Origin of the sequence: Rathayibacter caricis DSM 15933, from assembly GCF_003044275.1 — a bacterium.
GTDB classification, from domain to species: domain Bacteria; phylum Actinomycetota; class Actinomycetes; order Actinomycetales; family Microbacteriaceae; genus Rathayibacter; species Rathayibacter caricis.
In genome coordinates this window covers 2,132,338-2,158,630 of record NZ_PZPL01000001.1, presented here as the reverse complement: position 1 = coordinate 2,158,630, position 26,293 = coordinate 2,132,338, and the positions used below count along the sequence as shown (strand labels likewise).

Below are 26,293 nucleotides of genomic sequence, written 5' to 3'. Positions count from 1 at the left end.
CCGGACCCCCACCGGTCCGGGGCCGACTCGCGGATCGGCCCCCTCCCCCACTCCGAACGCAGGGAACCCATCCATGAGCACCGCAGAGCGGCCCGTCGGCGCCATCAAGGCGAAGCAGCGCCCGGCCGACCGGATCTTCGCCGGGACGGCGATGGCCTCCGGCACGCTGATCCTCGTCATCCTCGCCGCCGTCGCCCTCTTCCTGGTCGTGCAGTCGATCCCCGCGCTCACCGCGCCGAGCGACGAGATCTCCGGTGGCGCCGGCTTCTGGGCCTACGTCGGCCCCCTCGTCTTCGGCACCGTGTACGCCGCGGCGCTCGCCCTCGTCATCGCCGTGCCGATCTCGATCGGCATCGCGCTCTTCATCTCGCACTACGCCCCGCGCCGTCTCGCGCAGGGCCTGGGCTACGTGATCGACCTGCTGGCCGCCGTGCCGTCGGTCGTCTTCGGCCTCTGGGGCATCACGGTCCTCGCCCCCTTCGTCCAGCCCTTCTACACGTTCCTCACGGACGCGTTCGGCTGGTTCCCGCTCTTCTCCGGCCCCGTCTCGGGCACCGGTCGCACGATCCTCACCGTGGCCCTCGTGCTGGCGGTCATGATCCTGCCGATCGTCACGGCGATCTCCCGCGAGGTCTTCCTCCAGACGCCGACGCTCCACGAGGAGGCGGCGCTCGCCCTCGGTGCGACCCGCTGGGAGATGGTCCGCACGGCGGTCCTGCCCTTCGGCCGCCCCGGCATCATCTCGGCCTCCATGCTCGGCCTCGGCCGCGCACTGGGCGAGACCATGGCCGTCGCGATCGTCCTCTCGCCGTCGTTCGTCGTGAACTTCGCGCTGCTGCAGTCGACGAACTCCAACACGGTCGCCGCCAACATCGCCCTGAGCTTCCCCGAGGCCTACGGCCTCAAGGTCAACGAGCTGATCGCCTCCGGCCTGATGCTCTTCGCGATCACGCTCGTCGTGAACATGCTCGCCCGCTACATCATCAACCGCCGCAAGGCCTTCTCGGGAGCGAACTGATGGTCACCATGACGACTCCTCCTCGTCAGCGCCGCCGCGTCGAGGACGCCGCTCCCGCGGTGACGAACACGCTCACGAGCGGGCAGCTGCCCAAGTGGGCCCCCCTCGCCCTCCTCGGCGGCAGCCTCGCGCTGATGGCCGTCGTCTACGCGCTCCTCGCGGTCAGCGGGGTGACCGATGGCTTCGACGTCGTCGGCACCGTCTTCTTCGGCGCCGTGCTCTACACGGTCGCCGTGTTCGTCCTGGCCCGCCTGGTCGAGGGCGCCCGACGCGCCACCGACCGGGTCGTCACCACGCTGGTCACCGCCGCGTTCGTGGTCGCGCTGATCCCGCTGATCTCGCTGATGTACACCGCGATCACCGCGGGAGCCGCGCGCTTCGACATCACCTTCTTCACCTCCTCGATGCGCAACGTCGTCGGCGAGGGCGGCGGAGCGTTGCACGCGATCATGGGCACGCTCATCATCACGGCGCTCGCGGCGGTCATCTCGATCCCGATCGGCCTGATGACGGCGATCTACCTCGTCGAGTACGGCCGCGGCACTCTGGCCCGCGGCATCACGTTCTTCGTGGACGTCATGACCGGCATCCCCTCCATCGTCGCCGGCCTCTTCGCCTACGCCCTCCTCGTCCTGTTCTTCGGACCGGGCGTCCGGATGGGCATCGGCGGCGCGGTCGCGCTCTCGGTGCTGATGATCCCCGTGGTCGTCCGCTCGACGGAGGAGATGCTGCGGCTGGTTCCGAACGAGCTGCGCGAGGCGTCCTTCGCCCTCGGCGTGCCCAAGTGGCTGACCGTCGTCAAGATCGTCCTCCCCACCTCGATCGCCGGCATCGTCACGGGCGTCATGCTCTCGATCGCCCGCGTCATCGGCGAGACGGCTCCGCTGCTCATCGTCGCCGGCTTCACGCAGTCGATGAACTACAACCCGTTCGACGACCGGATGATGACCCTCCCGGTCTTCGTCTTCCGCCAGTACGCGGACCAGGGCTCCGACGCCGCCGCGTACATCGACCGGGCCTGGACCGGCGCGCTGGTCCTCATCCTGATCGTCATGCTCCTCAACCTGCTCGCACGCATGGTCGCGCGCATCTTCGCCCCCAAGCTCGGCCGCTAACCCGAAGGATCTCCGTTGTCCAAGCGCATCGAAGTCAACGACCTCAACGTCTACTACAGCAAGTTCCTCGCGGTCGAGGGAGTCGGGCTCACCATCGAGCCCCGCACCGTCACCGCCTTCATCGGCCCGTCCGGCTGCGGCAAGTCGACCTTCCTCCGCACGCTCAACCGCATGCACGAGGTCATCCCCGGCGCCTACGTCGACGGCGAGGTGCTGATCGACGGGAACAACCTCTACGGCCCCGGCGTCGACCCGGTGCTCGTCCGCCGCCAGGTGGGCATGGTCTTCCAGCGTCCGAACCCGTTCCCGACGATGTCGATCCGCGACAACGTGCTGGCCGGCGTGAAGCTCAACAACCGCCGCATCAGCAAGTCCGACGCGGACGACCTGGTCGAGAAGTCGCTCCAGGGCGCGAACCTCTGGAACGAGGTGAAGGACCGCCTCGACAAGCCGGGCTCCGGTCTCTCCGGCGGTCAGCAGCAGCGTCTGTGCATCGCCCGCGCGATCGCGGTCTCGCCCGACGTCCTGCTGATGGACGAGCCCTGCTCGGCGCTCGACCCGATCTCGACGCTCGCGATCGAGGACCTGATCGAGGAGCTCAAGAACGAGTACACGATCGTGATCGTGACCCACAACATGCAGCAGGCATCGCGCGTCTCGGACCGCACCGCGTTCTTCAACATCGCGGGCACCGGCAAGCCGGGCAAGCTCATCGAGTACGACGACACCGCGACGATGTTCTCGCGCCCGTCCGTCCAGGCCACCGAGGACTACGTCTCGGGCCGCTTCGGCTGATCCCGCGCCCTCGAACCAGAAGAGCCGCACTCCCCTCGGGGGTGCGGCTCTTCTCGTTCGCGTGGTCCGTGCGGTCAGGCGGTCTCGATGGCGAGGATGGGATCGGTCGTCGGAGTGTCCGACCCGCCCTCGTCCTCGATCGTCACCGCGACGACGGCGCCCTCGGCCATGGTGCCCTCGAGAGGAGCAACGGTGCGCCCGTCGCCTCCCTCGAAGAGGCCTGCGGCCACGGGCCCGGTGGAGTCGATGTACCAGAGCTCGTACGTCTTGCCGTCGGGCAGCGGAGCGAGGTCGTCGACGACGAGCGCCGAGCGGCCGAGCGAGCCCGACCAGACCAGCGTCGCGGTCTCGCCCGAGGCGACGGTGGCGACGGCCTCCTGCGCGTCGGGGGCGTTGCGGATCTCCTCCAGTGCGGTGAGCTCCTGGGTCTGACCGGAGCCGGGCGCGAGCACCTGGGGCAGCGTCACTCCGCCGACCACGATCACGGCGGCCGCGGCGGCGGCCGAGAGGTAGACGGCGGGGCGCGTGAACCAGCGCCCGCGAGCCTTCGCCTCGGCGCTGTGCCGCGTGGTGGACGGCGCGACCGTCTCGTCCGCGCCGGGGCGAGCGACGGGAGGCGCCTCCGCCTCGACGGCGTGCAGGCGCGGGGTCTCGACCGGCTGGGCCGGCTCGTCCCGCGGCAGCTGCGGCGTCGTCGCGATGAGGGCCATCAGATCGGCCTTCAGGCGCGGGGACGGAGCCACCGGTGCCGCGTCGTCGGCGAGGGCGCCGGCCACTGCGGCGAACCCGTCGGCCTCGGCACGCGCCTCCGGGTGCTCGGCGAGGAACCGTTCGTACCTCGCCTGCTCCTCGGGAGTCAGGATGCCGAGAGCGTGGCCCGCGGCGAGCTCGCGAGGGTCGTCGGGTCGATTCACGTCGGTCACCGGGTCACCCCCATCTCTTCTCGAAGTCTGATCATTCCATCGCGCAGGCGCGTTTTGACGGTACCGACGGGGCACTGCAGGATCCCCGCGATCTCGCTGTGCGAGTACCCGCCGTAGTACGCCAGCTGCAGCGCCTGCCGCTGCAGCTCGGTCAGCCTGCCCATGGCGGCTGCGACCTTCTCGTGCTCAAGAGACACCTCCGCCTGTTCGGCGACCTGGTCGTAGTCACGACCGAGATCCCGGATTCCGATGCGGACGTCCCGGTCGCGGCCCGCTTGGGCCGCGCGTACCCGATCGATGGCCCTGCGGTGTGCCATCGTGAGGATCCAGGTCGTCGCGCTTCCTTTATTCGGAGCGAAGCGTCCAGCGGTTTGCCAGATCTCGAGGAACACCTCCTGGGTCACCTCCTCGGACTGCGCGCGGTCGACCAGCACCCGGGTGACGAGTCCGAGGACACGGGACGCGGTGAGGTCGTACAGCTCCGAGAACGCCGCCTGATCGGCGGCGGCGATGCGCTCGAGGAGCGAGCCGAGGTCGGTCGTCGTGTCGTCGCTCATCGTCGCTGCCCCGTCCGGGCCCGCTTCTGGAAGCCGGCGCTCACCGCGGAGACGACGACGGCGACCGCCGCGACGATCACGACCACCTCGAGGGGGTGAACCACGAAGCGGATGTCGAGCGCGAATCCGCCGATGTCGACGAGCGCCGGATCCTTGAGCCGGGGCGAGAGCCAGAGGGCGATCAGGCCTGCGGCCGCCGCAGTCAGGGCGGGGTAGGTCCGGGGTCGGATGAGGACCCAGAGACCGGCGATCACGTCCAGCACCGCCAGGGAGCGCATGACTGCGCCCTGCGACACGGTGACCCCTCCGCCGAGGAGTGCACCGTCGGCGTCGTCGACCTGCGGAGCGCCGAGGAGGTAGAGGGCTGCGGCGACGAGCAGGCCGATGCCGGCCCACCACCGCGCGCCCCGTCGGAACGCGATGCGGTTCTTCATCGGGGTGGCGCCTGTCTGTCGAGGACTCGGACGTGCGGTGCGGGGCGGCCCGCCTCCGACCACCCGCCACTGGGCCCTCGCTCCCGTGCGGTTCTGCGGGGAAGAAAGGGGCCGGACCGCAGAACGCCTCTCGGCGCGAGGCCGCTCGAAGCGGCTACAAGTGGAGCCCGGGGTTACTGCGATCCGGCCTCGCCCAGTCTAACCACTGCCCCGGGGGTGGTCGCGAGGCGCGTTCGCGGTGGGTGAACGGGCTTGCGCTGCAGCGCCTACTCCAGGGAGTCGCTCCGCCACAGCCGCGCGCAGCCGGCGAGCTCGGAGGCGGTGGTCGAGAGGCGGAGGGCCCGCGTGGTCAGCTCGCTGGCGCGCGGTCCATCGATCAGCTCGACGTCGTCGGCGACCGAGGCCGCTCCGGAGGCGCTCACGCGGCAGAACGCGGCGGCGCGGTCCAGTGCCACGGCGAAGTCGCCGTCGAACACGCCGCGGAGGATGCGGTCGGCGAGCTCGGTGATCTCGGCGGGTCCGGTGGGGGTGCTGGCGCCCGCCACCACCGGGTCGATAGTCGAGGAGAGCTCCACGCCGCGCTGGTAGAGGAAGCTCGTGCTCTGCGGATCCTGGCGGATGACGAGGCGGAGCAGGTAGATGCGCCAGAGGGCGCCCGGCAGGCTCGAGGCGCTCGAGCGCGCCCACAGCTCGGCGAGCGCGTCGATGCCGTTGTGGTCGGTGTACTCGACCAGGCGGTCGATGATCACTGGATCCGGGTCGTCCCGGACCCGGCTGAGCAGAGCGATCGCCGTCTCGTGCGCCACCCGGGTGATCTGCGCCGGGTCCTCGCCTCCCTGGAACGCCTCGAAGACGTGGGAGGGGAACTTGGTCGGCTTGTGGAAGCCGTCTGTCATGGGGCCGCCTTCCGCGGTCGGGAGAGCGGGCGCAGGCGTCCGCTCGGGAGTGAAGGGGTTCGAGGAGGGTAACGCCTGCGGGCCGCCGGATATGCCCCGGTCCGGGCGCCGTCGGGTCGGTCCGCCGGGCGCGCTACCCTGGATCCGCGGGCCTCTAGCTCAGTTGGCAGAGCAGCGGACTTTTAATCCGCGGGTCGTCGGTTCGAGCCCGACGGGGCCCACCGGTGAGGTGACGACATCGCCGCGAGTTTTTCGCGCAGCCCAGTCCGCCGTCTCCTGATCCGGACGCGGCGGCTCCCGGGCACTCCGACATTGACCGGTTCGAGCCGACAGCATCCATCGCTCGTGCCGCAGGCCTCCCCCGTCGCCCACGATCGGTGCTCACGGCGCGACCTTCGACCGGAGGCCGCACGAAGACGGATCATCCCGCCCCTACGAGCGTCGGACAGAGCGCCGGTGGTGGGCTCCGACACGGCCGTTGCATCGAGAAGGACGATCTGAGCCGCTGGTACGCACCGTTCGGACGTGGTCTCGAGCGGCTCATCCGCGCGGTCGCGAAGCGGGTCGGCGCTGAGCCGCGTGCACCTGGGGTGCCACCGGATCAGGGACGTCCTCGCCGCCCGGGCACTCGCGCGGCATGGCCGGCCCTCGTCACCACTCGCGCCGGCCCTCCCAGAGCCCCCGGCACCGCGGGCCCGCCTCGCTCGAGGCCACCCGTCCTGCCACGGCCCGCTGAACGGCGTTCGTGGACGCGGAGGCCTCGCACTCACGCGGACTCGCGCGGTTCGGGGATGACGCGGAGGCCCGCGGGCGAGTTCGAGAGCCGGACGAGCTCCTCGATCCACGCGCGATTGAGCCTCGGTTCACGGCCGCCGAAGTAGTCGAACTGCAACGGGATCGCGGGGTGGATCCAGATCGAGCTGTGGCCCGCGCCGCTCTCCCGCGTGTACTCCCACGAGAACATGAAGCTCTCGCCGCGGCGAACCTTCGACACGATCACGGCTTTCAGATGCGCGAGCACCCGGTCGTCGAACTCGACGGAGATGGACGGTGTGCCGTAGATGAACGTGCCCATGGCTACTGCCCCAGTCCGTGCTCGATGTCGTGCATGACCGAGTTGATGTCCTCGGCGGTCCGAGCGGCGTCGCCGTTGGTCTCGACCGTCCCTCTGATGCCGACCTTCGGCATGACAAGAAGCGGGAATCGGTCCGCCTCGGCCTCGGCGGTGATCCCTCCGACGTCGGCGACGTCGAACTGGCTCGCCGGGCTGAGCAGGAGCGTGTGCACGGAGGTCTCGCCGTTCTCCTCCAGCACGGTGATGTCGACGGTGGTGCTGTTCTCGGCGTCGGCGACGGTGGTGGTGTACTCCAGGAGCGCAGCCGTGATGGCGTTGCTCGTGACGATCGACCCCCCGCTGTAGGTGATTCTCTTCATCTCCGGACCGTAGCCGCATCACCGCCGCCGAAACGGGGAATCACGTATTCGGGCTGTGACCCGCCGATGGTGGCGCTCAGCCCCCGCACCTGCCAGCGGGCTCGACGTTCTCCGACCTCTTCGCGGGCCGCGTCGAGGCTGCGATGGTCGGTCCAGCGCCGACCGTCGTACGAATGCGAGGAAGCCGTCCGTCCCCGCGGCCGGGTGGCGCGGTCGTCCCGGTCGACGCCTGTCCGCAGGGTCAGAGGAGGCGCTCCCACAGAGGCTGCTCCGGGCTCGACGTGTCCTCGATCACGGTGAGTCGCCCGTCGAACGCCGTGCCGCGGATCCTCCCGTCCGACGCATCTGCATCGAGAAGCGCGCGACAGCGTCGGACGAGCATCGCGGCCGCCGCCGGGTCGACGGCCCCAGGATCCGTGAAGGCGTCGATGAGACTCTCCAGCACCGCTCTCGTCTGCGCGTCCTGAGCGGCAAGAGGTCCCGGCCGGGTGCTCCACCGTGCGTGCTCTGCGACCATCGTCCCTGTCCCGTGATGCGATGCGTCGCGTGACGCGACGCCACTTCCGGTAACAGGGTCAGGGCTACTGCGCCACACGATAGAGCGCCCCGACCGTCGGGGCCAGCCCTTCGTCCGCGAGTAGTTCCCGCCGGGAGGTCGAGGCGAACGACGTCTCGGGTTCTCCGGGCGGTAGGGTGCGGAGAGCGTTCGCGCCCTGTCAGCGGAGAGACGTCATGGATCGATCGACGAGGACCTCATGACGTTCCTCCTTTGCTACCGCTCTCGCTCATGACTGCGGACGACCCTGGGCGACCTTCGCGGCCCGACGGGGAGGACGTCGAGCGCATGCTCGAGTCCTTCACCGCTCTCCTACCCGCGGAGGACGCGGCCGCTTCAGTCCTGAGCGCACCCTTCGATCCCGAGACGCTGGCGGCAACCAGCGATCGGGCGGCTAGGCTCGATGAGAAGCAGATCGATCTCGGGGAGGGACCGGCCTGGGACGCCTGCCGTACCTACCTCCCCGTCGACATGCGCGTCGGGGAGGACCGCGACTTCGCCGCGTGGCCCGTGTTCGCCTTCGCCGTGCAAGCCGCAGCAGTGGCATCCGTGCTGGCCGTCCCCATGCGGATCGGCACCTCGAGCATCGGCGCCGTCTCCCTTTACAACAGCACGCCGATACGCTTCGACGCATCACAGCTGGAGCTCGCGGAACGCCTCGCCGGAGTGCTCGCGAGGACCGTCGTCGAGCAGGCCATGACGTCACTCGAGAACAGCACCCTCACCCGAGATCCGGCGCTCTCGCGACGCGAGGTGCATCAAGCCACCGGCATGGTGATGAGTCAGATGAGATCGACCCCTGCCGATGCTCTTCTCATGATCCGCGCCTACGCGTTCGCCGAGGAGATCAGCGTCCGCGAGGTCGCCGCGCAGATCATCGCGCGAACCCTCGATTTCTCGCGCGACACGCCCGCGTGACAGAGACGTAGGATCACACCATGGCTGCTTCCGAGCGCGACCAGATGCTCCTGAGCACGCTGACCACCGTCGCCGACACCCTCGTCGACGACTTCGACGCGGTCGACTTCCTAGACGACCTCGTCATCCGCTGTGCAGCGCTGTTCGACGCCGTCGACGTGGGCATCGTCCTCGCGGACGAGCACGGCGAACTCGTCGTCATGGCCTCCACGAGCGAGCGGATGCACCTCATCGAAGTGCTGCAGCTCTCCGGCGACAACGGCCCCTGCATCGAGTCGTTCCGCACCGGCGTCGTCGTCACCGCCGGGAGCCTCACCGCGATCGGCACCCGCTGGCCGTTCTTCGCCGACGCGGCCCGCGACTCCGGCTACCAGTCCGTGCACGCAGTCCCGCTCCGCCTGCGGGGCGAGACGATTGGGTCCTTGAACCTCTTCCGCGACACGATCGGCGAGCTCGGGGATGCGGACATCCTCGCCGCTCAGGCCATCGCCGACGTCGCGACCATCGGCCTCGTTCACGAGCGGATCGTCCGAGAGGCCTCGCTTGCACGCGACCAACTCCAGCGCGCTCTCGACGTGCGCATCGTCATCGAGCAGGCGAAAGGCATCATCGCCCACAGTCGCAACGTCGACATGAGCGCCGCCTGGGACCTGCTACGTCATCATGCTCGATCCCGGGAGGCCCGAGTCAGCGACATCGCGCGTGACGTGGTCGACGGACTCGTCGTCGTCTAGAGACGCGACCGTCCTCGCTCTCGAGCAGAGCCCGCGATGACCGGTGGATGTCCCGTTTCGCCGATCCTCACGCCCGACGTCGCGCAGGGAGGAGGCCTCGTACCGACTCAGCTCTCGGCTGACGTCCTTTCTGGGCAGCACCGCGCTCGCCGGGACCTCGTCCGCGGCGCTAGCTGTACCGCGCGACGAACGGAATCCCCCTGCGCGGACTCGGGAGCGCGATCACGATGGAGGACATGAAGCGCCTTCATTACGCCGGTGGTTCGCTGCTCGTCGGGGACGCCGTGGCACACGCGATCCTCGGCTACGCCCGCGAGCTGGGACTGCGCGGCATCGCCGACACGATCGTCGTGGCGGGGACGACGCTCGACGGCGAGCGCGAGCAGGCCGAGCTGCTGATCGGGCCCGCGAGCCAGCTCCTCCTCGTCGAGGACGACTCGCCGGAGGATCCCGCAGCGGATGCGGCGACCCTCGAGGAGCTCGACCGTCGCCGCGGCGCACTGGAACCGCGCGTCGAGCACGTCACGGCCGAGGTCCAGCCGGAGCCCGTGGCGGACTACGACGAGTGGTCGATGCTCGCGCGCGACGAGGAGTGACCGGCGCGCCTACTCGTGGCAGAGCGACCAGATCGAGTCCGGGTAGTCGTGCACCTCGTCGCCGTCGAGCAGACGCCAGACTCCGGCCTGGTGCTCGAGGAGGCGGCCGTGCACGACCTCCGATCTCCATCCGTCGTCGGTCCGGTACCACCGCACGAGTCGGATGCTGACAGAACTGCGGGTTGCGACCCGTTGAGACATCGTCGTCCTCACCGGCGCCCGCTCCGACGTCGCGACGGTGCGACGAGAGGCCGGGACGCCTGAGGCGAGCCTACGCCGCTCCCGGCCCCCCGGGGAGGGGTCGAGGGAGCGCTTCCATCACGATCCGGACGCCCGTCGAGGCGGACCGGTCGCGGTCAGTAGAGAGCGGATCCCCGGCGCAGCTGCCTCGAGCGTCGGCGCAGTGCCCTGTCGCTGGGGCCGAACGTCCCCGCCTCCAGCAGCTGCCGGAGGGAGTCGGCCACCTGCCGGGCGAGACGGGGATCGATCGCCCCCGGAACGCGGAGCGAGTCGATGAGGTCGAGGGCCGTCCGCGTGGTGCGAGAGATCGCCATGCCACGAACCTAGGGAGCCCGAGCGGCGAGCGGCGCACCCCGCACGGGGGCGCGCGACGGCATCAATGCTCACCGTCGCGCCGCACCCGCGGGGTCGTGCCGGGGTCAGTCGTGCCCGTTGCTCGTCTCGCCGCGACCGGTCGAGGACTGGAGGCGATCGATGTGCTCGGACGCCTGCGCCTTGGTGAGGTCGGCCGGGAGGGTCTCGCCGGCCTCGCGGGCGAGGGTGTCGAGGTAGCTGCGCTGCGGGCCGGTCATCGGCTCGTCGCCGGTGACCCAGTCGGACGGGTCCTTGCTGGCGCTGGTGTCGCTGCCGTCGTCGGCGCGGGCGCCGAGGACGTCGCCCTCGGTCTTGATGTCGGGGCCTGTGGTGTCGTTGTCGCTCATGCTGCGACGGTACGCGCGACCACCGACAGCGGCGAGGGCTTGCGGATCGGCGGCGACGACTCCGCTCGGCCCGGACCGCTTCTCAGGAACCGAGGAGGGCGTGCGCGACCGTGAAGATCACGAGGCCCGCGAGTGCGCCCACCACCGTGCCGTTGATCCGGATGAACTGCAGGTCCTTGCCCACCTGGAGCTCGAGCTTGTCGGAGGTCTCGCGAGGGTCCCAGCGCTGGATGGTGTCGCCGATGATGCTCGCGATGTCGGCGCGGTAGCGGTCGACCAGGTTCGAGGCGACCGTGCCGATCCAGGCGTCGACCGTGCTCGCGAGCCGCCCGTCGGTCGAGAGGCGGCGGCCGAGGTCCACGACGATCGACTCCAGGCTCGCGCGCAGCGGACTCTCCGGGTCGTCCATCGCGCCGAGGAGGGACGACTTCGTCGACTCCCAGACGTCGCCCGCCAGCTCGCGGACGCGCGGGCTGTCGAACGCCTGGTTCTTGATCTCCTCGACCCGCGCGACGAGATCGGGGTCGGTGCCGAGGTCCTCGGCGAGGGTCGCGAGGTAGCCGTCGATGGCGAGCCGGAGCGGGTGCCCCTGCTCCTCCCTGACCGCGTGCACGAACACGAGGGCCTCGTGGTACAGCCGCTCGTCGATGGCCCGGCTGACCGCCGAGGGCAGCCAGGTCGGCAGCCTGCCGCTGACCATGCGGGTGAAGCTCTGCGGATTCGCGGCGAGCCACGCCTCCGCCTGCTCGACCAGCGTGTCGACGAGCCGGCGGTGGTGCCCGGCCTCGACGATCCCGCCGACGAGCTTCCCCAGCGGAGGCCCCCACTGCGGATCGAGCAGGTGGCGGCGGGCGAGCGCCTCGATCACGCCCTGCACATGGGAGTCGTCGAGCAGGGCGATCGCCGCGCGGACCGCGGCGGCGCTCTCGTCGCCCACGCGGTGCGCGTTGGCCGGCTCGGCGAGCCAGACGCCCGCACGCCGGGCGATGCCGAACGAGTCGAGCTTCTCGCGCACGATCGCGCCGCGGAGGAAGTTCTCCTCGACGAACTGCGCGAGGCTCGTGCCGATCTCGTCCTTCTTGGTCGCGATGATCGCCGTGTGCGGGATGGGCAGCCCGAGTGGCCGGCGGAACAGCGCGGTCACCGCGAACCAGTCGGCGAGGGCGCCGACCATGCCGCCCTCGCTCGCCGCCCGGACCCACTGGAGCCACGGGTAGCGGTCCTGCAGCGCGAACGAGACCGCGAAGACGATCGCCATCACGACCAGGAGGCCGGTGGCGATGCGCTTCATCCGGACGAGCGCGGCGCGCTTCGCGGCGTCGTCGCGCCCGGTCGAGGTGGTCACCGTCATGAGGCGGAGGGGAACCCCTCGTGCCGGATGCCCCAGGCCACGGTCCACTCCTCGCCCGGCTCCAGCCAGCGCAGGCCCTGACCCGAGTTGAGCGCCTCGGCGGGAGCGGTCATCGGCTCGACGGCGATCGCGGTCTTGACGTCGTCGCCCTCGGGGAAGATGCGGGTGATGAAGACCTGGATGTAGTTGTGCGAGGCGTCGGCCCAGAGCAGCACGCGGCGCCCGTCGGAGGCGCTGAGGCCGTGGACGCTCTCGCCGTCGACGACGGTGACGTCGGCCCATGCGTCGTCGAGCTCGAGATCGCCGATCCGGCGGCCCCGGCGCAGGTCCCACTCCGTGCCCTCGACCGGGCTCTGACCGGTGGGGTTCAGCCGCTCGTCGACCTCGATGTGCACGGCCGCGTCGACGGTGATCTCGAGCTCGTCGGTCGGGACGTCGCCGATGGCGAGGAAGGGGTGCGTGCCGATCGCGACCGGCGCCTCCTCGGCTCCGACGTTGACCACGCGGTGCACGACCTTCAGCCCGTCGGCCTGCAGCTCGTACCGCACGGTCGTCTCGAGGTGGAACGGCCAGCCGCGCTGGGGGACGACCGGAGCGGCGAGCTCGACGAACGAGGGCCCCTGGTCGACGAGGCGGTAGGAGGTGCTGGTCAGCAGCCCGTGGAGCGCGTTGTGGTACTTCGGCTCGGTGATGTCGAGCTGGAGGGTCCGCCCGGCGTGGTGCCACTTGCCGTCCCGCACGCGGTTCGGCCAGGGGACCAGCACGATGCCCGACCCGAAGGGCGGCACGGTGGTCTCGGGGTATCCGGCGGTGATCTCGACGCCGTCGACGGAGAGGTGGCGCAGCCCTGCTGCCACCTCCGTCACGACGGCGTGGAGCGTGCGGCCCTCGGCGGTGAGGTCGAGGGCGTACTGGCGCCCGGTCGCGGGGGCGGGAGTGAAGTCGGCCATGCGTGAATCCTACGGACCGATGCCGGTGACGGGTGCCGCCGCGAGATCAGCAGCGCGTGACGGCCAGGCCCGACTCCTCCAGCTCGGCGACGACGACCGCCTCGGCCGCGCCGCCGGTGAGCAGGAGGTCGAACTCGTCGGCGCCGGCCACGCGGCCGAGGTCGACGACCCCGAGCTTGCGGGAGTCGGCGACGACGACGCGACGGGCGGCGGCCTGCAGCATGCGGCGCTTGAGGGTCGCCTCCGGGAGGTTGACGTTGGTCACCCCGGCCCGCGGATGCACGCCCGTGCAGCCCACGAAGACGACGTCGGCGCGGATCCGCTCGAGCATCTCGGAGGCCAGCGGCTCGACGAGCGAGTGCTGGAGCGGGCGCAGCGTGCCTCCGGTGACGACGACGGTGAACCGCGGGATCGCCGGCTCGAGGGCGAGGGCGGTGGAGAGCCCGTTCGTGATGACGGTGATGTCGCGCAGCTCCTCGCGGGCGACGAGGGCGTGCGCGATCGCGAGCGGAGTCGTGCCGACGTCGAGGATCACGCTCTCGCCGGAGGAGACGGACGCGGCGGCCTCGCGCCCGATCGCCGCCTTCTCCTCCGCGGCGGCGGCCAGACCCTCCTCGAGCGAGCGCTCGCCCGGCTTGGCGGCCGACGGGATCGCTCCGCCGCGCACGCGCTGCACCGAGCCCTCCCCCGCCAGCTGATCGAGGTCGGAGCGGACGGTGACCACCGAGACTCCGAGGCGCTCGGCCAGGTCGGCGACCGAGACGAAGCCCGAGCGCTCGGCCAGCAGGCGCATCCGGAGGCGGCGCTCGACGGCGGAGCGTCCGTCGTGCTCGCCGTCTGCTCTCATGCGCCCATGGTGGTCCGGCGGGGGTGGCTTGTCAAAGCGAAACCGCGCTTTCCTTTTCGAAGAGCGGCCCCTAGTCTGAGTCCCGCCATGAACGAAGCGATCCCCCTCTCCGCCGGCGTCGTCAAGCGCCCGCACACCCTCGCCGACGGGCGAGAGCTCCTCTACTTCGACGACGCCGACACGACGCTGCCGCCCGAGCGCAGCGCCGACGCCCGCGACCTCGATCCGCGACCCGCGACCGCGCGCATGCGCCAGGACGTCCTCACCGGGGAGTGGGTGTCGATCGCCGCCTCGCGGCAGAACCGCGTCTTCCTCCCGCCGGCCGAGCTCGACCCGCTCGCACCGGCCTCGCCGACCAACCCGTCCGAGGTGCCGAGCCGCTACGACGTCGCGGTGTTCGAGAACCGCTCGCCGTCGTTCGGCCCGCTGCTCGAGGACGAGGACGCGCCAGCCTCCCTCGAGGATCTGCGCACCCTCGGCCTCGGCCGCACGCTGACCAGCGTCGGCCGCTGCGAGGTCGTCTGCTTCAGCCCGGAGCACGAGGGCTCGTTCTCGACGCTCTCGCCGTCGCGCGCCCGCACGGTCGTCGAGGCCTGGGCCGACCGCGTCGCCGCCCTCTCGGCCCTGCCCGGCGTGCAGCAGGTCTTCCCGTTCGAGAACCGCGGCGAGGCGATCGGAGTGACGCTCCACCACCCGCACGGCCAGATCTACTCCTACCCCTACGTCACGCCCCGAACGACGCGCCTCCTCGCGTCGCTCGACTCCTACGGACCGACGCTGTTCGCCGACGTCCTCGCGTTCGAGCAGGCCGGCGACCGCGTGCTGATCCGCGGCGAGCACTTCACCGCCTTCGTGCCGTTCGCCGCGCGCTGGCCCGTCGAGGTGCACCTCCTTCCGCACCGCCACGTCGCCGACATCAGCGAGACGACCCCGGAGGAGCGCGACGAGCTCGCGAAGGTCTACCAGCGCCTGCTCCGCGGCATCGACGCGCTCTACGACACCCCGACGCCGTACATCGCCGCCTGGCACCAGGCGCCCGTGCACGAGCGCCGCGACGAGGTGCGCCTGATGCTGCAGATCACCTCGCCGCGCCGCGCCGAGACGAAGCTGAAGTACCTCGCCGGCAGCGAGGCCGCGATGGGCGCCTGGATCGGCGACATCGCTCCCGAGACCAGCGCCGCCGCCCTGCGCGCCGCGATCGAGCGCGCCGACGCGGCGACGCTCGAGGCCGAGGTCGCGCAGCGCCCCGACGCCTCCCTCCCCGACACCCCCTCCGACACCGAGGAGACCCGATGACCTCCGCCTCCCCCTCGCTCGACGCCGTCGCCGAGCGCGCCGCTCGCGACTTCGAGCGCGAGTACGACCACGCCCCCGCGGGCGTGTGGGCAGGGCCCGGCCGCGTGAACCTGATCGGCGAGCACACCGACTACAACGACGGGTTCGTGTTCCCGTTCGCGATCGACCGCGCGACCGCGATGGCCGTCGCGCCGCGCGAGGACCGCGTCATCCGCATCGCCAGCGCCTTCTCTCCCGAGCACGTCGAGATCTCGCTCGACGATCTCGCTCCCGGTGCGATCGCGGGCTGGTCGGCCTACCCGCTCGGCGTCGTCTGGGCTCTCACCGAGTACGGCGTCGACCTCGGTGCCCGCACCGGGTTCGACGCGTTCGTCGACTCCGACGTCCCGGTCGGTGCGGGGCTGTCGAGCTCCGCTGCGCTGATGTGCGCCATGGCCGTCGCGCTGAACGAGCTCTGGGAGCTCGACCTCGACAAGGCGACGCTCGCGCGGGTCGGACGCCGAGCCGAGAACGTCGCCGTCGGCGCCCCGACCGGGATCATGGACGAGTCCGCCTCCCTCTTCGGGCAGCGCGACGCGGCCGTGTTCCTGGACTGCCGGAGCCTGGACACCGAGGTGATCCCGCTCGGTTTCGAGGAGGCCGGCCTCGTCCTCCTCGTCATCGACACGAAGGTCGAGCACGCGCACGCCACGGGCGGCTACGCCGAGCGGCGCGCCTCCTGCGAGCTGGGCGCCTCGACGCTCGGCGTGGAGTCGCTGCGCGAGCTGTCCGTCGATGACCTCCCGCGCGCCGAGGAGCTCCTCGACGACGTCACCTACCGCCGCGTGAAGCACGTGGTGACCGAGGACGCGCGTGTCCTCGCGACCGTGCGGACCCTTCGCGAGCAGGGTCCCCGCGCCATCGGCGAGCTCCTCGATGCGGGCCACGTCTCCCTCCGCGACGACTTCGAGATCTCGGTTCCCGAACTCGACACGGCCGTCGAGGCCTCGCGGGGTGCGGGAGCCATCGGCGCCCGCATGACGGGGGGCGGCTTCGGCGGCTCCGCGATCGCCCTCACGCCGGTCGAGAAGGAGGAGGAGGTCCGCGCCGCGGTCCTCGCCGCCTTCGCCGCGAAGGGCTTCCGGGCGCCGGAGCTGTTCCTGGTCACCGCCGCCGACGGCGCGGGCCGGGTGCGCTGAGCGCTGCACGACGAGGGAGCCGGCACCGGCCTCCGGACCACTGCGGTGGATCGGACGGCGCGGGTGCCGGCTCCCTCTGCGTCCGGTGGCCCTCAGGCGGGCGGGACGACCGCGCGCAGCACTCCCCCGGTGACCCTCACGAGCTCCGAGGCGCTGGTCGGGTACACCGTGTGCGCGTGTCCCGCCGCCGCCCACACCGTGCCGTACTCCGCGAGCGCCTCGTCGACCACGGTGCGCAGCGCGCGGGGATGACCGACCGGCGCAACGCCTCCGATGGTCTGGCCCGTGGCCGCTTTGACGACCGACGCGCTCGCCCGGCCGATCGTGCCGCCCAGCTCGCCGCCGAGCCACTCCTCCTCGACGCGGTGGCCGCCGCTCGTCAGCACGAGCAGCGGCTCCCCGTCGAGGAGGAACACCAGCGAGTTCGCGATCTGCCCCGGCTCGATGCCGAGCGCCGCTGCCGCGAGGGCCGCGGTCGACGCGGCCTCGTCGAGCCAGCGCACGGGCGGATGAACTCCGTGCACGGCGAGATCTGCCAGGACGCTGTCGACCGCGGGGTGACTCCGTTCGCTCATGCCGCGAGGCTAGCGACTACTCCGTCATCGTCGCGATGTCGATGACGAAGCGGTACCGCACGTCGGACGAGAGCACGCGCTCGTAGGCGGCGTTGATCTCGGAGGCCGGGATGACCTCGACCTCGCTCGCGATGCCCTTCTCGGCGCAGAAGTCGAGCATCTCCTGGGTCTCGCGGATGCCTCCGATGCCCGAGCCCGCGAAGGAGCGGCGGGCGCCGAAGAGCGTGAAGACGTGCAGCGGCAGGGCCTCGGCCGGGGCGCCGACGTTCACCATGGTGCCGTTCAGGCGCAGCATGCCGAGGTACGCGTCGAGGTCGAGCGGGGCGCTGACGGTGTTCAGGATGATGTCGAAGGTGTTCGCGAGGGTCGCGAACGTCTCCTCGTCCTTCGTCGCGTAGTAGTGGTCGGCGCCCAGGCGCAGGCCGTCGTCCTTCTTGCCGAGCGTCTGCGAGAGCACCGTGACCTCGGCGCCCATGGCGTGAGCGAACTGCACGGCCATGTGGCCCAGGCCGCCGAGTCCGACGACGGCGACCTTCTTGCCGGGGCCGGCGTTCCAGTGCGACAGGGGCGAGTAGGTGGTGATGCCGGCGCACAGCAGCGGCGCGGCGGCCTCGTAGGGGATCGACTCCGGCACGCGGAGCACGAAGTCCTCGACGACCACGACGTGGGTGGAGTAGCCGCCCTGGGTGATGGTGCCGTCGCGGTCGACGGCGGCGTAGGTGCCGACGTTGCCCTTCAGGCAGTACTGCTCCTCGCCCGCGAGGCAGTTCTCGCACTCGCGGCAGGAGTTGACCATGCAGCCCACGCCGACGCGGTCTCCGACGGAGTGCTTCGAGACCTCGGAGCCGACCTCGGCGACGACGCCGACGATCTCGTGGCCGACGGTCAGCGGGTAGGCGACCGGTCCCCACTCCCCGCGCACGGTGTGGATGTCGGAGTGGCAGATGCCGGAATAGGCGATCTCGATGAGCACGTCGTGCGGGCCGATGTCGCGGCGCTCGACGGTGGTCGGGATCAGCGGCTCGGTGGCGGACGGGGCGGCGTAGGCGGATACGGTGCGCATGGGTTCTCCTCGTGGGGCGGGCGCACTCGAAGACGGGTCCGACGGGGGTGGGGGACGCGAGTGCGCCCGGCAACGCTACCGGCGTCGTCTGGACGGGAACCGTAGGCTCGGGGCATGCGCGCTGCGATCGACCTCAACGCCGACCTCGGCGAGGGCTTCGGCGTGTGGGAGCTCGGAGACGACGACGCGATCCTGCGGGTGGTGTCGAGCGCGAGCATCGCGTGCGGATTCCACGCCGGCGATCCCTCGATCATGCTCGACCGCTGCCGGCTCGCGGCGGAACGGGGAGTCGCGGTCGGTGCGCATGTCTCGTACCGCGATCTGGCGGGCTTCGGACGGCGCGACCTGCCCGTCGGCCCGGACGAGCTCCACGCCGACGTCGTCTACCAGATCGGAGCACTGCAGGCCGTCGCGCGGGCGACCGGCACGCACGTCCGCTACGTCAAGCCGCACGGCGCCCTCTACAACCGCATCGTGCACGACGAGGTGCGGGCCGGAGCCGTCGCGGCCGCTGTGCACGACGCGGCACCGGGCCTGCCCGTCCTCGGGCTCGCCTCCTCCGCGATCGAGCGCGCTGCCGGGGACGCGGGCCTGCCCTTCGTCCGCGAGGCGTTCGTCGACCGCGGCTACCGCTCCGACGGCACCCTCGTGCCGCGCGGCGAGGAGGGGGCCGTCCTCATCGACGTGCCGCTCGTCGCCGCTCGTGCGGTGCGGATGGCGACAGAGGGGGCGGTCGTGGACCGCGACGGCGGGATCCTCCGCGTCGACGTCGACTCGCTGTGCGTGCACGGCGACTCCCCCGGCGCCCTCGCGATGGCGGTGGCCGTGCGGGACGCTCTCGCCCGGGCCGGGGTCGCCCTCGCGGCCGCGGTGCCGTGATCCCCGTGCGCCTGCTGCCCTCCGGGGATCGAGCGGTGCTCGTGGAGACGGGCGGTCTCGACGAGGCACTCGCGCTGGCGCTCGCCCTCGAGGCGGAGCGGCCGCAGGGCGTCGTCGATCTCGTTCCCGCGGCCCGGACCGTGCTGGTCGTCCTCGATCCCGACGTCCTCCCGGTGCCGGAGGCGGCCCTGTGGATCCGGGTCGTCTGCGCCTCGGCGGACACGGACGCCGCGGGCACGACGGGACGGCTGATCGTCGTGGACGTCGAGTACGACGGCGCGGACCTCGCAGACACCGCGACCGCACTCGGCTGGACGGTCGGCGAACTGGTGCGCCGCCACACGGAGACAGGGTGGCGGGCGGCCTTCGGCGGATTCGCCCCCGGTTTCGCGTACCTCGTCGCGCTCGGCGACTGGCCGGAGGTGCCGCGCCGGGCGGAGCCGCGGACCCGCGTGCCCGCGGGATCGGTGGCGCTGGCGGGCCCCTACTCCGGCATCTACCCCCGTTCCTCCCCCGGCGGCTGGCAGCTGATCGGGACGACCGCGGCGATGCTCTGGGACGTCGAGCGGACACCGCCGGCGCTCCTCGCGCCGGGCGACGAGGTGCGGTTCCGGGAGGTGCGGTGAGCCTCCGCGTCCTCGACCCCGGCCCCCTCGCGCTCGTGCAGGACGCGGGCCGCCCGGGATTCGCCGCGCTCGGCGTGGGCCGCTCGGGCGCGATGGACGCCGGAGCCCTCCGCCTCGGGAACCGACTGCTGGGCGGGGGCGCCGACGACGCGGGCCTGGAGCTGCTCGGCGCGGGCTTCGCCGTGAGCGCCGACGCGGACGCCTGGATCAGCCTGACCGGAGCCGACGGGGACGCGCGGATCGACGGGCGGAGCGTCGACCGGGTCCTCCCCGTGCTGCTGCCGGCCGGCGCCGTGCTGAGGCTGGGCCCGCTGCGCGCGGGGATCCGCCGCACGCTCGCCGTCCGGGGTGGGATCGACGTGCCACCCGTGCTCGGGTCGCGCTCCCGCGACACCCTCGCGGCCCTCGGGCCCGAGCCGCTGCGGGCGGGGGACGTGCTGGCGATCGGACGCGCCTCCGGCGGCGTCGCCGCCCTCGACTGGTGGCCCTTCCCGGCGCCGGGCCACGGAGCGACGCTCGCCGTGCACCCGGGACCGCGCCTGGAGCGGCTCCCGCCGGGCACCTGGAGGGCGCTCCTCGACACTCCCTGGCACCTCGGCGACGCCGACCGCGTCGGACTCCGGCTGACCGGAGCACCGCTGCCGACGGGGCGCGGCGGCGAACTGCCGAGCGAGGGGATGCTGCACGGCTCGGTGCAGCTGCCGCCGTCCGGGCTCCCGGTCGTCTTCGGACCGGACCACCCGGTGACCGGCGGCTACCCCGTGGTCGCCGTCGTCGATTCCGCGTCGCTCGACGCCCTCGCCCAGCTCGCCCCGGGGGATCCGGTGCGCTTCCGCGCGGTCAGCGGGCGGCGCGCTCCGCAGCCGTGACTACGTTGTGGATGAGCATGGCGCGGGTCATCGGGCCGACGCCGCCGGGAACTGGCGAGAGCCAGCCCGCGACCTCCGCCACTCCGGGAGCGACGTCACCGGTGAGCTTCGCGCGGCCGGTCTCCGGGTTCTCGACGCGGGTGATGCCCACGTCCAGCACGGCGGCGCCGGGCTTCACCCAGTCGGCGGCGATGAGCCCGGGGACGCCGACGGCGGCGACCACGATGTCGGCGCGGCGCACCTCCGCGGCGAGGTCGGTCGTGCGCGAGTGGGTCAGGGTGACGGTCGCGTCGAGGCCCTTGCGCGTCAGGAGCAGCCCGAGCGGCCGACCGACGGTGAGACCGCGCCCGACCACCACGACGTGCTTGCCCGAGAGCGGGATGTCGTGCCGTCGCAGCATCTCGACGACGCCGTTGGGCGTACAGGGCAGGGGGCTGTCGAGCTCGCCCTCGACACCGAGAACCAGGCGGCCGAGATTCGTCGGGTGCAGCCCGTCGGCGTCCTTGTCGGGGTCCATCAGCTCGAGCATCGCGTTCTCGTCGATGCCCTTCGGCAGCGGCAGCTGGATGATGTAGCCGGTCACCGCCGCGGACTCGTTCAGCTGGCGGATCGCGCTGCGGATGTCCTCGGCCGAGGCCGTCGCGGGCAGGTCGACCCGGATCGACTCGATGCCGACCTCGGCGCAGTCGCGGTGCTTGCCGGCGACGTAGGAGCGGGAGGCCGGGTCGTCGCCGACCAGCAGCGTGCCGAGCCCCGGCACGATCCCCTTCTCGCGCAGCGCGGCGACCCGCACCGCGATCTCGGCCTTGACCGCCGTCGCCGTGGCGACTCCGTCGAGTACCTGTGCCGTCATCGGATGACTCCTCGTGTTCGAGCGGCGCGCACCGGGTCGCCGGGGACGTGTCGTCCGGCGACCGCGGCACGCGGAGGGCCAGGGGCCCGGAGGGGATCCGCGGAGCCGGGCGGCTCCGCGGATCGGGGCTCAGAGCCCGGGGTAGAGCGGGAAGTCGTCCGTGAGGCGACCCACGCGGGCGCGCAGGGCCTGCAGGTCGGCGGACGGCTTGAGTGCCTCGGCGATCACGTCGGCGACCTCGCTGAACTCGTTCTCGCCGAAGCCGCGCGTGGCGAGCGCCGGCGTGCCGATGCGGAGCCCCGAGGTGACCATCGGAGGACGCGGGTCGAAGGGCACGGCGTTGCGGTTGACGGTGATGCCGACCTCGTGCAGCCGGTCCTCCGCCTGCTGGCCGTCGAGCGGGGAGTTGCGGAGGTCGGCGAGCACCAGGTGCACGTCGGTGCCTCCGGTGAGCACGTCGATGCCCTCGGCCTTCGCGTCGGGCGCGGTGAGGCGCTCGGCGAGGATCTGCGCGCCGCGGATCGTGCGGGCCTGGCGCTCGGCGAACTCCGCCTCGCCGGCGAGCTTGAAGGCCGTCGCCTTCGCCGCGATGACGTGCATCAGCGGGCCGCCCTGCTGGCCCGGGAACACGGCCGAGTTGAGCTTCTTGGCGTACTCCTGCCTGGCCAGGATGAGGCCGGAGCGGGGACCCGCCAGCGTCTTGTGCACGGTCGTGGTGACCACATCGGCGTGCGGGACGGGCGAGGGGTGCAGGCCCGCTGCGACGAGGCCGGCGAAGTGCGCCATGTCGACCCAGAGCTTCGCGCCGACCTCGTCGGCGATGGCGCGGAACGCCTCGAAGTCGAGGTGGCGCGGGTAGGCCGACCAGCCGGCGATCAGCACCTGCGGGCGGACCTCGAGGGCCTTCTCGCGCACGACGTCCATGTCGATGCGGAACGACTGCGGGTCGACGCCGTACGCGGTCGCGTTGTAGAGCTTGCCCGAGAAGTTGAGCTTCATGCCGTGCGTCAGATGACCGCCGTGGGCGAGCTCGAGCCCGAGGATCGTGTCGCCGGGCTGGATCAGCGCGGAGAGCGCTGCGGCGTTCGCGGTGGCACCGGAGTGGGGCTGCACGTTCGCGAACTCGGCGCCGAAGAGGGCCTCGGCGCGGTCGATCGCGAGCTGCTCGGCCACGTCGACGAACTCGCAGCCGCCGTAGTAGCGGCGGCCCGGGTAGCCCTCGGCGTACTTGTTGGTCAGGACCGAGCCCTGCGACTCCAGGATCGCGCGCGGCACGAAGTTCTCGCTCGCGATCATCTCGAGGTAGCCGCGCTGGCGGTCGAGCTCCTGCTGCAGGACGGCGGCGATCTCGGGATCGACGACCGAGACGGGCTGGTCGAACGATCCGGACGCACCGGTGGTCGCGGGACTCTGGGCGGTGGAAGAGGACACGGACGCTCCTTGACTGGGAAACGGAGGGTGCCCGCGCCGGTGCATCGAGGCGACTCGGCGCGTACGGGCGACCCGGACTACGGTATCCGTTCCAGCCCAGGCGTGCGGCGGGAAAAGTGTCCGGAGCGCGCCCCGGAGGAGGTGCCGCTCCCTGATGGTCACCCATCCGAACGCCAGTCGCGGCGCGGCCAGCTTAGCAACGCGCAGGCCGCGCTCCACTGCGCGACAGAACCCGACGATCACTCGGCTCGCTGGCAGGATCGTCGGGTCGACGAGCGGAGGAGGGTGCTGTGGCGAACGCGCACAGGGCGACTCCGGGCCCGCGGCTCGGGCGGTCCGACCGCTCCCACGCCGGCTCGGCGGGCGATGCCGAGCTGATCGACCGGGTGCGGGAGGGCGACGCGGCGGCCTCGGCCGAGCTGTGGCGACGGCACGCGCCCGCGGCTCGGTCCGTCGCACGGGCGTGGTCCACCCTCGACGCCGACGACCTCGTGTCGGAGGCGTTCCTCCGCACCCTCGACGCGCTCGCCCGCGGCGGCGGACCCGACGGCGCCTTCCGCCCCTACCTCTTCACCTCCGTCCGCAACGTCGCGTCCAGCTGGGGGCGGCGCGGAGCGCGGGAGCGGCCGCTCGAGGACGACGTGGCGACCCCCGAGGACGGCCCGGAGGAGCGCGCCCTCGCGGCGCTGGACCGCGATCTCGGCGTGCGCGCCTTCCGCGCACTGCCCGCCCGCTGGCGCGAGGTGCTCTGGTACACGGTGGTCGAGGGGATGAGCCCGGCCGAGGCCGCTCCCCTGCTGGGCCTGCGACCGAACGGAGTGGCCGCCCTCGGGCACCGCGCCCGGGAGGGCCTGCGCGGGGCGTGGATCCAGGAGCACGTGGCCGCGAGCGCGGCCGACGGCGAGTGCCGGTGGGTCCTCGAGCGAGCGGGCGCGCACACTCGCGGGCGGCTGCCGATCCGGGACCGGCGGCGGACGGACGCTCATCTCGCGACGTGCGAGTCCTGCCGCGCGGCCCTCGCCGAGGCGGCGGGAGCGGGCGCCCGGCTGGCGATGCTGCTGCTGCCTCTCGCGGCGGGGGTCGGCGGGGCGGTGGCGTACGGCGCGGCGGGCGGTGCTGCAGGGGCGTCGGCGGGTGCGGCGGCCGGGGCGTCGGCGGGCGGAGCGGGTGCGTCGGCGAGCGGAGCGGGTGCGTCGGTGGTCGGAGTGTCGGCCGGCGCGGGAGCGAGCGCGTCCCTCATCGCCGCAGTGGCCGTGACGGGGGTCGTCACCGCGGGTCTCGCTCTCGCCGCGCTCCTGCCGCCGGCGGGACCGCCCGCTGAGCAGCAGGTCGCGGTGGCACCCGTCGCCCCCGTCACCATCGAGGCGTCGGCGCCGACCGACCTCGCGGCGACGCCGGACACCGTCGCCTCGCCGACCCCGACCGCCACGGCCGGCGCGTCGCCGTCCACCGCCGTCGCGCTCGGTCCGCAGCCGGTCGCGGCACCCGCACCCGCCCCGCGCCCCGCGCCGGAGCCGAGCGCCGTGGTGCCGGAGCCCGGTCCGACCGCACCCGTGACGGCCGTCCCGTCCCCCGTCCCGACGACGACGGACTCGCCGCGGCCGACACCGACGGCCTCGCTCCCGGCGACCCCCGCACCGACCCCGTCGCGAACGCCGACACCGACCCCGACACGAACACCGACACCGACACCAACACCGACGACGCCGACCCCCGCTCCGACGAGTCCGACGCCGACCGCCGTCCCGACGGCCGCACCTCCGACTCTCGCCCTGACAGCGGACCCCTCCGGGAGGCTCCTCCCCGACGCGCACGGCACCGCCGCTCCGGGCGCGGTGGTGACCGTCGAGGACGCGGCCGGCGGCGCGGTCCGCGCCTCGACCCGCGCCGACGCCGACGGCACCTGGTCGATCGAGCCGCTGCCCCTCCCTCCGGGCGCCACGACGGTCGTCGCCGTCTCCGACGGGCGCAGCGCCCCGGTGACCGTCCGGCTGCAGGCTCCGCGACCGCTCGCTCCGGCCACGGCGAGCGCCGGCGACGGGGTCCCGCTCGTCGTGCTGTCGGCGACCGGACAGGTGGACGTGCTCGTCAACGGCGTGCTCCGGCGCAGTGTCTCTGCACGAGCCCCGGGATTCACGGTCTCACTCGACCTCGCCGCCGGCGAGCACCGCGTCGGCGTGAGGTACGCCTCCCCGGAGGGACGCTACGGCGCCGAGGCGACGACGCGGGTGCGGGTCCTCCAGGACGCGCCCGCCAGCAGTGCCACGGCCACCACGAGTCCCGCCGCGTAGACCACGGCGGTGCTCTCGAGGCCGAACGCCCCGTAGACGACCGAGCCGACCAGCGCTCCCGCTCCGATCCCGGCGTTGAACGACGCCGTGTAGACCGCCGTCGCGGTGTCGCGGATCAGCGGATCCGCCACCTGCAGCAGTCGCGTCTGCAGCAGCGAGGGCAGCACCCCGAACGCGACTCCCCATATCGCGAAGGCGGGCAGCGCGAGGAGGGGCTGCGCCGGCGCCAGGTTCAGCACGACGGACGAGACGAGGACGACGCTCAGCGCGAGCAGGAGGGCGGCGACCGGTCGGCGGGTGACCGCGCGCGTGCCGGCGATGACGAGTCCGACCGCTCCGGCGGCTCCGTAGACGAAGAGCAGCGGCGACACCGCCCCGGCGGGCGCCTCCATCCGCTCGGTCGCGAAGGGGACGAGGTAGGTGGTGAAGGCGTAGTGGCCGGTCATCGCGACGGCGACCGCGACACAGAGCACGGCGACCGCGCCGACGCCGCGGCCGGGCCGCAGCGCCTGGATCGAGCCCGTGGTGGTGGTCGGGACGGGGGTCTCGACGCTCGGGAGCACACGGAGGACCAGCAGGACCCCCACCGCCATCAGCCCGGCCACGATCAGGAACGACACCCGCCAACCGACGAGCTGCCCGAGCGCCGTGCCCAGCGGCACGCCGAGGACGAAGGCGAGCGTGCCGCCCGCGAAGGTGACCGCCACCGCCCGGCCGAGATCGCGCGGGCGGACGAGGCGGGCGGAGTAGGCGCCGACGACGGCCCAGAAGAGCCCGTGCCCCGCGCCGCCGACGATCCGGGCCGCGAGGAGGAGGGGGTAGCTGGGCGCGAGCGCCGTCGCGACCGTGCCCAGCGTGAGCACGACGAGGACCGCGAGCAGGAGGGTGCGCCGGGGCACGCGGCGGGTGAGCAGCGCCAGCGGAGTGCTCGAGAGCACCACGGTGAACGCGAAGACGGTGACGAGCAGACCCGCCTGCGCCGGGGAGACGCCGAACGACGCACCGAGCTCCGGCAGCAGCCCGGTGGGCATCATCTCGGCGGTGACGGAGAGGAAGATCACGCTCGAGAGGACGAGGAGCGGCGGCCAGGGGAAGCGGTCGCGGGCGGTGGGCGGCGCGGTGCGGACGGGAAGAACGGGTGAGGACATCGGAGTGCTCCGAGAGGCG

The 26,293-nt window shown here is 72.4% G+C and carries 30 protein-coding genes, 1 tRNA gene and 1 riboswitch; of the genes, 13 read left to right on the top strand and 18 right to left on the bottom strand.

All coding sequences use genetic code 11. The features are described 5' to 3' along the window. Nucleotides 1-73: 73 nt before the first annotated feature. From pstC to pstB, 3 genes are read left to right on the top strand one after another with little or no spacing between them, the layout of a single operon-like run. Nucleotides 74-1,018: a phosphate ABC transporter permease subunit PstC gene (gene pstC, locus C1I63_RS10040; protein ID WP_055787626.1), complete on the top strand. Its 945-nt coding sequence runs from the start codon at nucleotides 74-76 to the stop codon at nucleotides 1,016-1,018. Nucleotides 1,019-1,026: 8 nt separating this feature from the next. After that, a complete protein-coding gene (gene pstA, locus C1I63_RS10035) occupies nucleotides 1,027-2,133 on the top strand; it encodes a phosphate ABC transporter permease PstA (RefSeq protein WP_107575816.1) in 1,107 nt (368 codons plus the stop codon). Nucleotides 2,134-2,148: 15 nt separating this feature from the next. Continuing rightward, entirely contained in the window at nucleotides 2,149-2,928 is a 780-nt protein-coding gene (gene pstB / locus C1I63_RS10030; protein ID WP_055787623.1) for a phosphate ABC transporter ATP-binding protein PstB, read from the top strand. A gap of 74 nt (nucleotides 2,929-3,002) precedes the next feature. On the opposite strand, the gene C1I63_RS10025 is transcribed toward pstB, so the two are convergent. The 4 genes from C1I63_RS10025 to C1I63_RS10010 form a co-directional block, all read right to left on the bottom strand. Beyond that, nucleotides 3,003-3,851, bottom strand: a complete 849-nt coding sequence (locus C1I63_RS10025) for an anti-sigma factor (protein ID WP_211315607.1) — start codon at nucleotides 3,849-3,851, stop codon at nucleotides 3,003-3,005. After that, a complete protein-coding gene (gene sigK / locus C1I63_RS10020; RefSeq protein WP_055787617.1) occupies nucleotides 3,848-4,408 on the bottom strand; it encodes an ECF RNA polymerase sigma factor SigK in 561 nt (186 codons plus the stop codon). Before sigK ends, C1I63_RS10025 begins: the two co-directional genes overlap by 4 nt. After that, nucleotides 4,405-4,842 carry a hypothetical protein gene (locus tag C1I63_RS10015; protein WP_107574677.1) on the bottom strand — a complete coding sequence of 146 codons (438 nt, stop codon included), beginning with the start codon at nucleotides 4,840-4,842 and terminating at the stop codon, nucleotides 4,405-4,407. Before C1I63_RS10015 ends, sigK begins: the two co-directional genes overlap by 4 nt. Nucleotides 4,843-5,108: 266 nt before the next feature. Beyond that, on the bottom strand, nucleotides 5,109-5,738 hold the full coding sequence (locus C1I63_RS10010) for a hypothetical protein (RefSeq protein ID WP_055787611.1): 630 nt from the start codon (nucleotides 5,736-5,738) through the stop codon (nucleotides 5,109-5,111). 148 nt (nucleotides 5,739-5,886) lie between these two features. Here C1I63_RS10010 and C1I63_RS10005 point away from each other — a divergent pair. After that, a tRNA-Lys gene (locus tag C1I63_RS10005) sits at nucleotides 5,887-5,959 on the top strand. A 545-nt stretch (nucleotides 5,960-6,504) separates the two neighbouring features. Here C1I63_RS10005 and C1I63_RS10000 read toward each other — a convergent pair. From C1I63_RS10000 to C1I63_RS09990, 3 genes are all read right to left on the bottom strand, one after another. Then, complete coding sequence (locus tag C1I63_RS10000) at nucleotides 6,505-6,813, bottom strand: DUF7882 family protein (RefSeq protein ID WP_107574676.1); 309 nt, start codon at nucleotides 6,811-6,813, stop codon at nucleotides 6,505-6,507. A 2-nt stretch (nucleotides 6,814-6,815) separates the two neighbouring features. After that, entirely contained in the window at nucleotides 6,816-7,172 is a 357-nt protein-coding gene (locus C1I63_RS09995) for a hypothetical protein (RefSeq protein WP_107574675.1), read from the bottom strand. 241 nt (nucleotides 7,173-7,413) lie between these two features. Beyond that, nucleotides 7,414-7,617: a hypothetical protein gene (locus C1I63_RS09990; RefSeq protein WP_107574674.1), complete on the bottom strand. Its 204-nt coding sequence runs from the start codon at nucleotides 7,615-7,617 to the stop codon at nucleotides 7,414-7,416. Between the two features lie 399 nt (nucleotides 7,618-8,016). Here C1I63_RS09990 and C1I63_RS09985 point away from each other — a divergent pair, with 399 nt between their 5' ends. From C1I63_RS09985 to C1I63_RS09975, 3 genes are all read left to right on the top strand, one after another. Beyond that, a complete protein-coding gene (locus C1I63_RS09985) occupies nucleotides 8,017-8,646 on the top strand; it encodes a GAF and ANTAR domain-containing protein (protein ID WP_170116364.1) in 630 nt (209 codons plus the stop codon). A gap of 20 nt (nucleotides 8,647-8,666) precedes the next feature. Continuing rightward, the gene (locus tag C1I63_RS09980; RefSeq protein WP_107574672.1) at nucleotides 8,667-9,380 is read left to right on the top strand and encodes a GAF and ANTAR domain-containing protein; all 714 of its coding nucleotides are present in this window, start codon (nucleotides 8,667-8,669) and stop codon (nucleotides 9,378-9,380) included. A gap of 236 nt (nucleotides 9,381-9,616) precedes the next feature. Continuing rightward, nucleotides 9,617-9,976, top strand: coding sequence for a hypothetical protein (locus C1I63_RS09975; RefSeq protein WP_146168430.1), 360 nt, complete (start codon nucleotides 9,617-9,619; stop codon nucleotides 9,974-9,976). Nucleotides 9,977-9,985: 9 nt separating this feature from the next. Here C1I63_RS09975 and C1I63_RS19760 read toward each other — a convergent pair whose 3' ends face one another. The 6 genes from C1I63_RS19760 to C1I63_RS09950 all read right to left on the bottom strand — a co-directional run bounded on the left by C1I63_RS19760 (nucleotide 9,986) and on the right by C1I63_RS09950 (nucleotide 14,065). Next, complete coding sequence (locus C1I63_RS19760) at nucleotides 9,986-10,132, bottom strand: hypothetical protein (RefSeq protein WP_157602202.1); 147 nt, start codon at nucleotides 10,130-10,132, stop codon at nucleotides 9,986-9,988. 200 nt (nucleotides 10,133-10,332) lie between these two features. Next, nucleotides 10,333-10,530, bottom strand: a complete 198-nt coding sequence (locus C1I63_RS09970; protein WP_056866578.1) for a hypothetical protein — start codon at nucleotides 10,528-10,530, stop codon at nucleotides 10,333-10,335. Between the two features lie 105 nt (nucleotides 10,531-10,635). Then, on the bottom strand, nucleotides 10,636-10,917 hold the full coding sequence (locus tag C1I63_RS09965) for a DUF3072 domain-containing protein (RefSeq protein WP_055787602.1): 282 nt from the start codon (nucleotides 10,915-10,917) through the stop codon (nucleotides 10,636-10,638). Nucleotides 10,918-10,999: 82 nt separating this feature from the next. After that, the gene (locus C1I63_RS09960) at nucleotides 11,000-12,268 is read right to left on the bottom strand and encodes a DUF445 domain-containing protein (protein WP_107574670.1); all 1,269 of its coding nucleotides are present in this window, start codon (nucleotides 12,266-12,268) and stop codon (nucleotides 11,000-11,002) included. Then, nucleotides 12,265-13,218, bottom strand: a complete 954-nt coding sequence (locus C1I63_RS09955; RefSeq protein WP_055787595.1) for an aldose 1-epimerase family protein — start codon at nucleotides 13,216-13,218, stop codon at nucleotides 12,265-12,267. The genes C1I63_RS09960 and C1I63_RS09955 overlap by 4 nt, the downstream gene beginning before the upstream one ends. 46 nt (nucleotides 13,219-13,264) lie before the next feature. Next, entirely contained in the window at nucleotides 13,265-14,065 is an 801-nt protein-coding gene (locus C1I63_RS09950) for a DeoR/GlpR family DNA-binding transcription regulator (protein ID WP_107574669.1), read from the bottom strand. A gap of 87 nt (nucleotides 14,066-14,152) precedes the next feature. Between C1I63_RS09950 and galT the strand changes: the two genes are divergently transcribed. Next, nucleotides 14,153-15,361: a galactose-1-phosphate uridylyltransferase gene (gene galT / locus C1I63_RS09945; RefSeq protein ID WP_107574668.1), complete on the top strand. Its 1,209-nt coding sequence runs from the start codon at nucleotides 14,153-14,155 to the stop codon at nucleotides 15,359-15,361. Continuing rightward, nucleotides 15,358-16,539 (top strand): galactokinase, encoded by a 1,182-nt coding sequence (galK, locus tag C1I63_RS09940; RefSeq protein ID WP_055787587.1) that lies wholly within the window; start codon nucleotides 15,358-15,360, stop codon nucleotides 16,537-16,539. The genes galT and galK overlap by 4 nt, the downstream gene beginning before the upstream one ends. A 92-nt stretch (nucleotides 16,540-16,631) precedes the next feature. Here the strand turns inward: galK and C1I63_RS09935 are convergent, their stop codons facing one another. Together C1I63_RS09935 and C1I63_RS09930 are read right to left on the bottom strand one after the other, a co-directional pair. Beyond that, nucleotides 16,632-17,114: a YbaK/EbsC family protein gene (locus C1I63_RS09935; protein ID WP_107574667.1), complete on the bottom strand. Its 483-nt coding sequence runs from the start codon at nucleotides 17,112-17,114 to the stop codon at nucleotides 16,632-16,634. 16 nt (nucleotides 17,115-17,130) lie between these two features. Then, nucleotides 17,131-18,177 carry an NAD(P)-dependent alcohol dehydrogenase gene (locus tag C1I63_RS09930; protein ID WP_107574666.1) on the bottom strand — a complete coding sequence of 349 codons (1,047 nt, stop codon included), beginning with the start codon at nucleotides 18,175-18,177 and terminating at the stop codon, nucleotides 17,131-17,133. 114 nt (nucleotides 18,178-18,291) lie between these two features. Here C1I63_RS09930 and C1I63_RS09925 point away from each other — a divergent pair, with 114 nt between their 5' ends. From C1I63_RS09925 to C1I63_RS20330, 3 genes are read left to right on the top strand one after another with little or no spacing between them, the layout of a single operon-like run. Next, nucleotides 18,292-19,056, top strand: coding sequence for a LamB/YcsF family protein (locus tag C1I63_RS09925; protein ID WP_107574665.1), 765 nt, complete (start codon nucleotides 18,292-18,294; stop codon nucleotides 19,054-19,056). Further along, a complete protein-coding gene (locus C1I63_RS20335) occupies nucleotides 19,053-19,682 on the top strand; it encodes a 5-oxoprolinase subunit B family protein (RefSeq protein WP_425326975.1) in 630 nt (209 codons plus the stop codon). The genes C1I63_RS09925 and C1I63_RS20335 overlap by 4 nt, the downstream gene beginning before the upstream one ends. Beyond that, nucleotides 19,679-20,551 (top strand): 5-oxoprolinase subunit C family protein, encoded by an 873-nt coding sequence (locus C1I63_RS20330; RefSeq protein WP_107574664.1) that lies wholly within the window; start codon nucleotides 19,679-19,681, stop codon nucleotides 20,549-20,551. Before C1I63_RS20335 ends, C1I63_RS20330 begins: the two co-directional genes overlap by 4 nt. Here the strand turns inward: C1I63_RS20330 and C1I63_RS09910 are convergent. Continuing rightward, a complete protein-coding gene (locus C1I63_RS09910; protein WP_055787573.1) occupies nucleotides 20,523-21,404 on the bottom strand; it encodes a bifunctional methylenetetrahydrofolate dehydrogenase/methenyltetrahydrofolate cyclohydrolase in 882 nt (293 codons plus the stop codon). The two genes, C1I63_RS20330 and C1I63_RS09910, sit on opposite strands and share 29 nt — an antisense overlap. 129 nt (nucleotides 21,405-21,533) lie before the next feature. After that, a complete protein-coding gene (gene glyA / locus C1I63_RS09905) occupies nucleotides 21,534-22,835 on the bottom strand; it encodes a serine hydroxymethyltransferase (RefSeq protein ID WP_280523117.1) in 1,302 nt (433 codons plus the stop codon). Nucleotides 22,836-22,922: 87 nt separating this feature from the next. Beyond that, nucleotides 22,923-23,026, bottom strand: a riboswitch (ZMP/ZTP riboswitch). Nucleotides 23,027-23,125: 99 nt separating this feature from the next. Here glyA and C1I63_RS09900 point away from each other — a divergent pair. Next, on the top strand, nucleotides 23,126-25,126 hold the full coding sequence (locus C1I63_RS09900; RefSeq protein ID WP_107574662.1) for a sigma-70 family RNA polymerase sigma factor: 2,001 nt from the start codon (nucleotides 23,126-23,128) through the stop codon (nucleotides 25,124-25,126). On the opposite strand, the gene C1I63_RS09895 is transcribed toward C1I63_RS09900, so the two are convergent. Continuing rightward, on the bottom strand, nucleotides 25,039-26,274 hold the full coding sequence (locus C1I63_RS09895; RefSeq protein WP_107574661.1) for an MFS transporter: 1,236 nt from the start codon (nucleotides 26,272-26,274) through the stop codon (nucleotides 25,039-25,041). The two genes, C1I63_RS09900 and C1I63_RS09895, sit on opposite strands and share 88 nt — an antisense overlap. Nucleotides 26,275-26,293 lie beyond the last annotated feature (19 nt).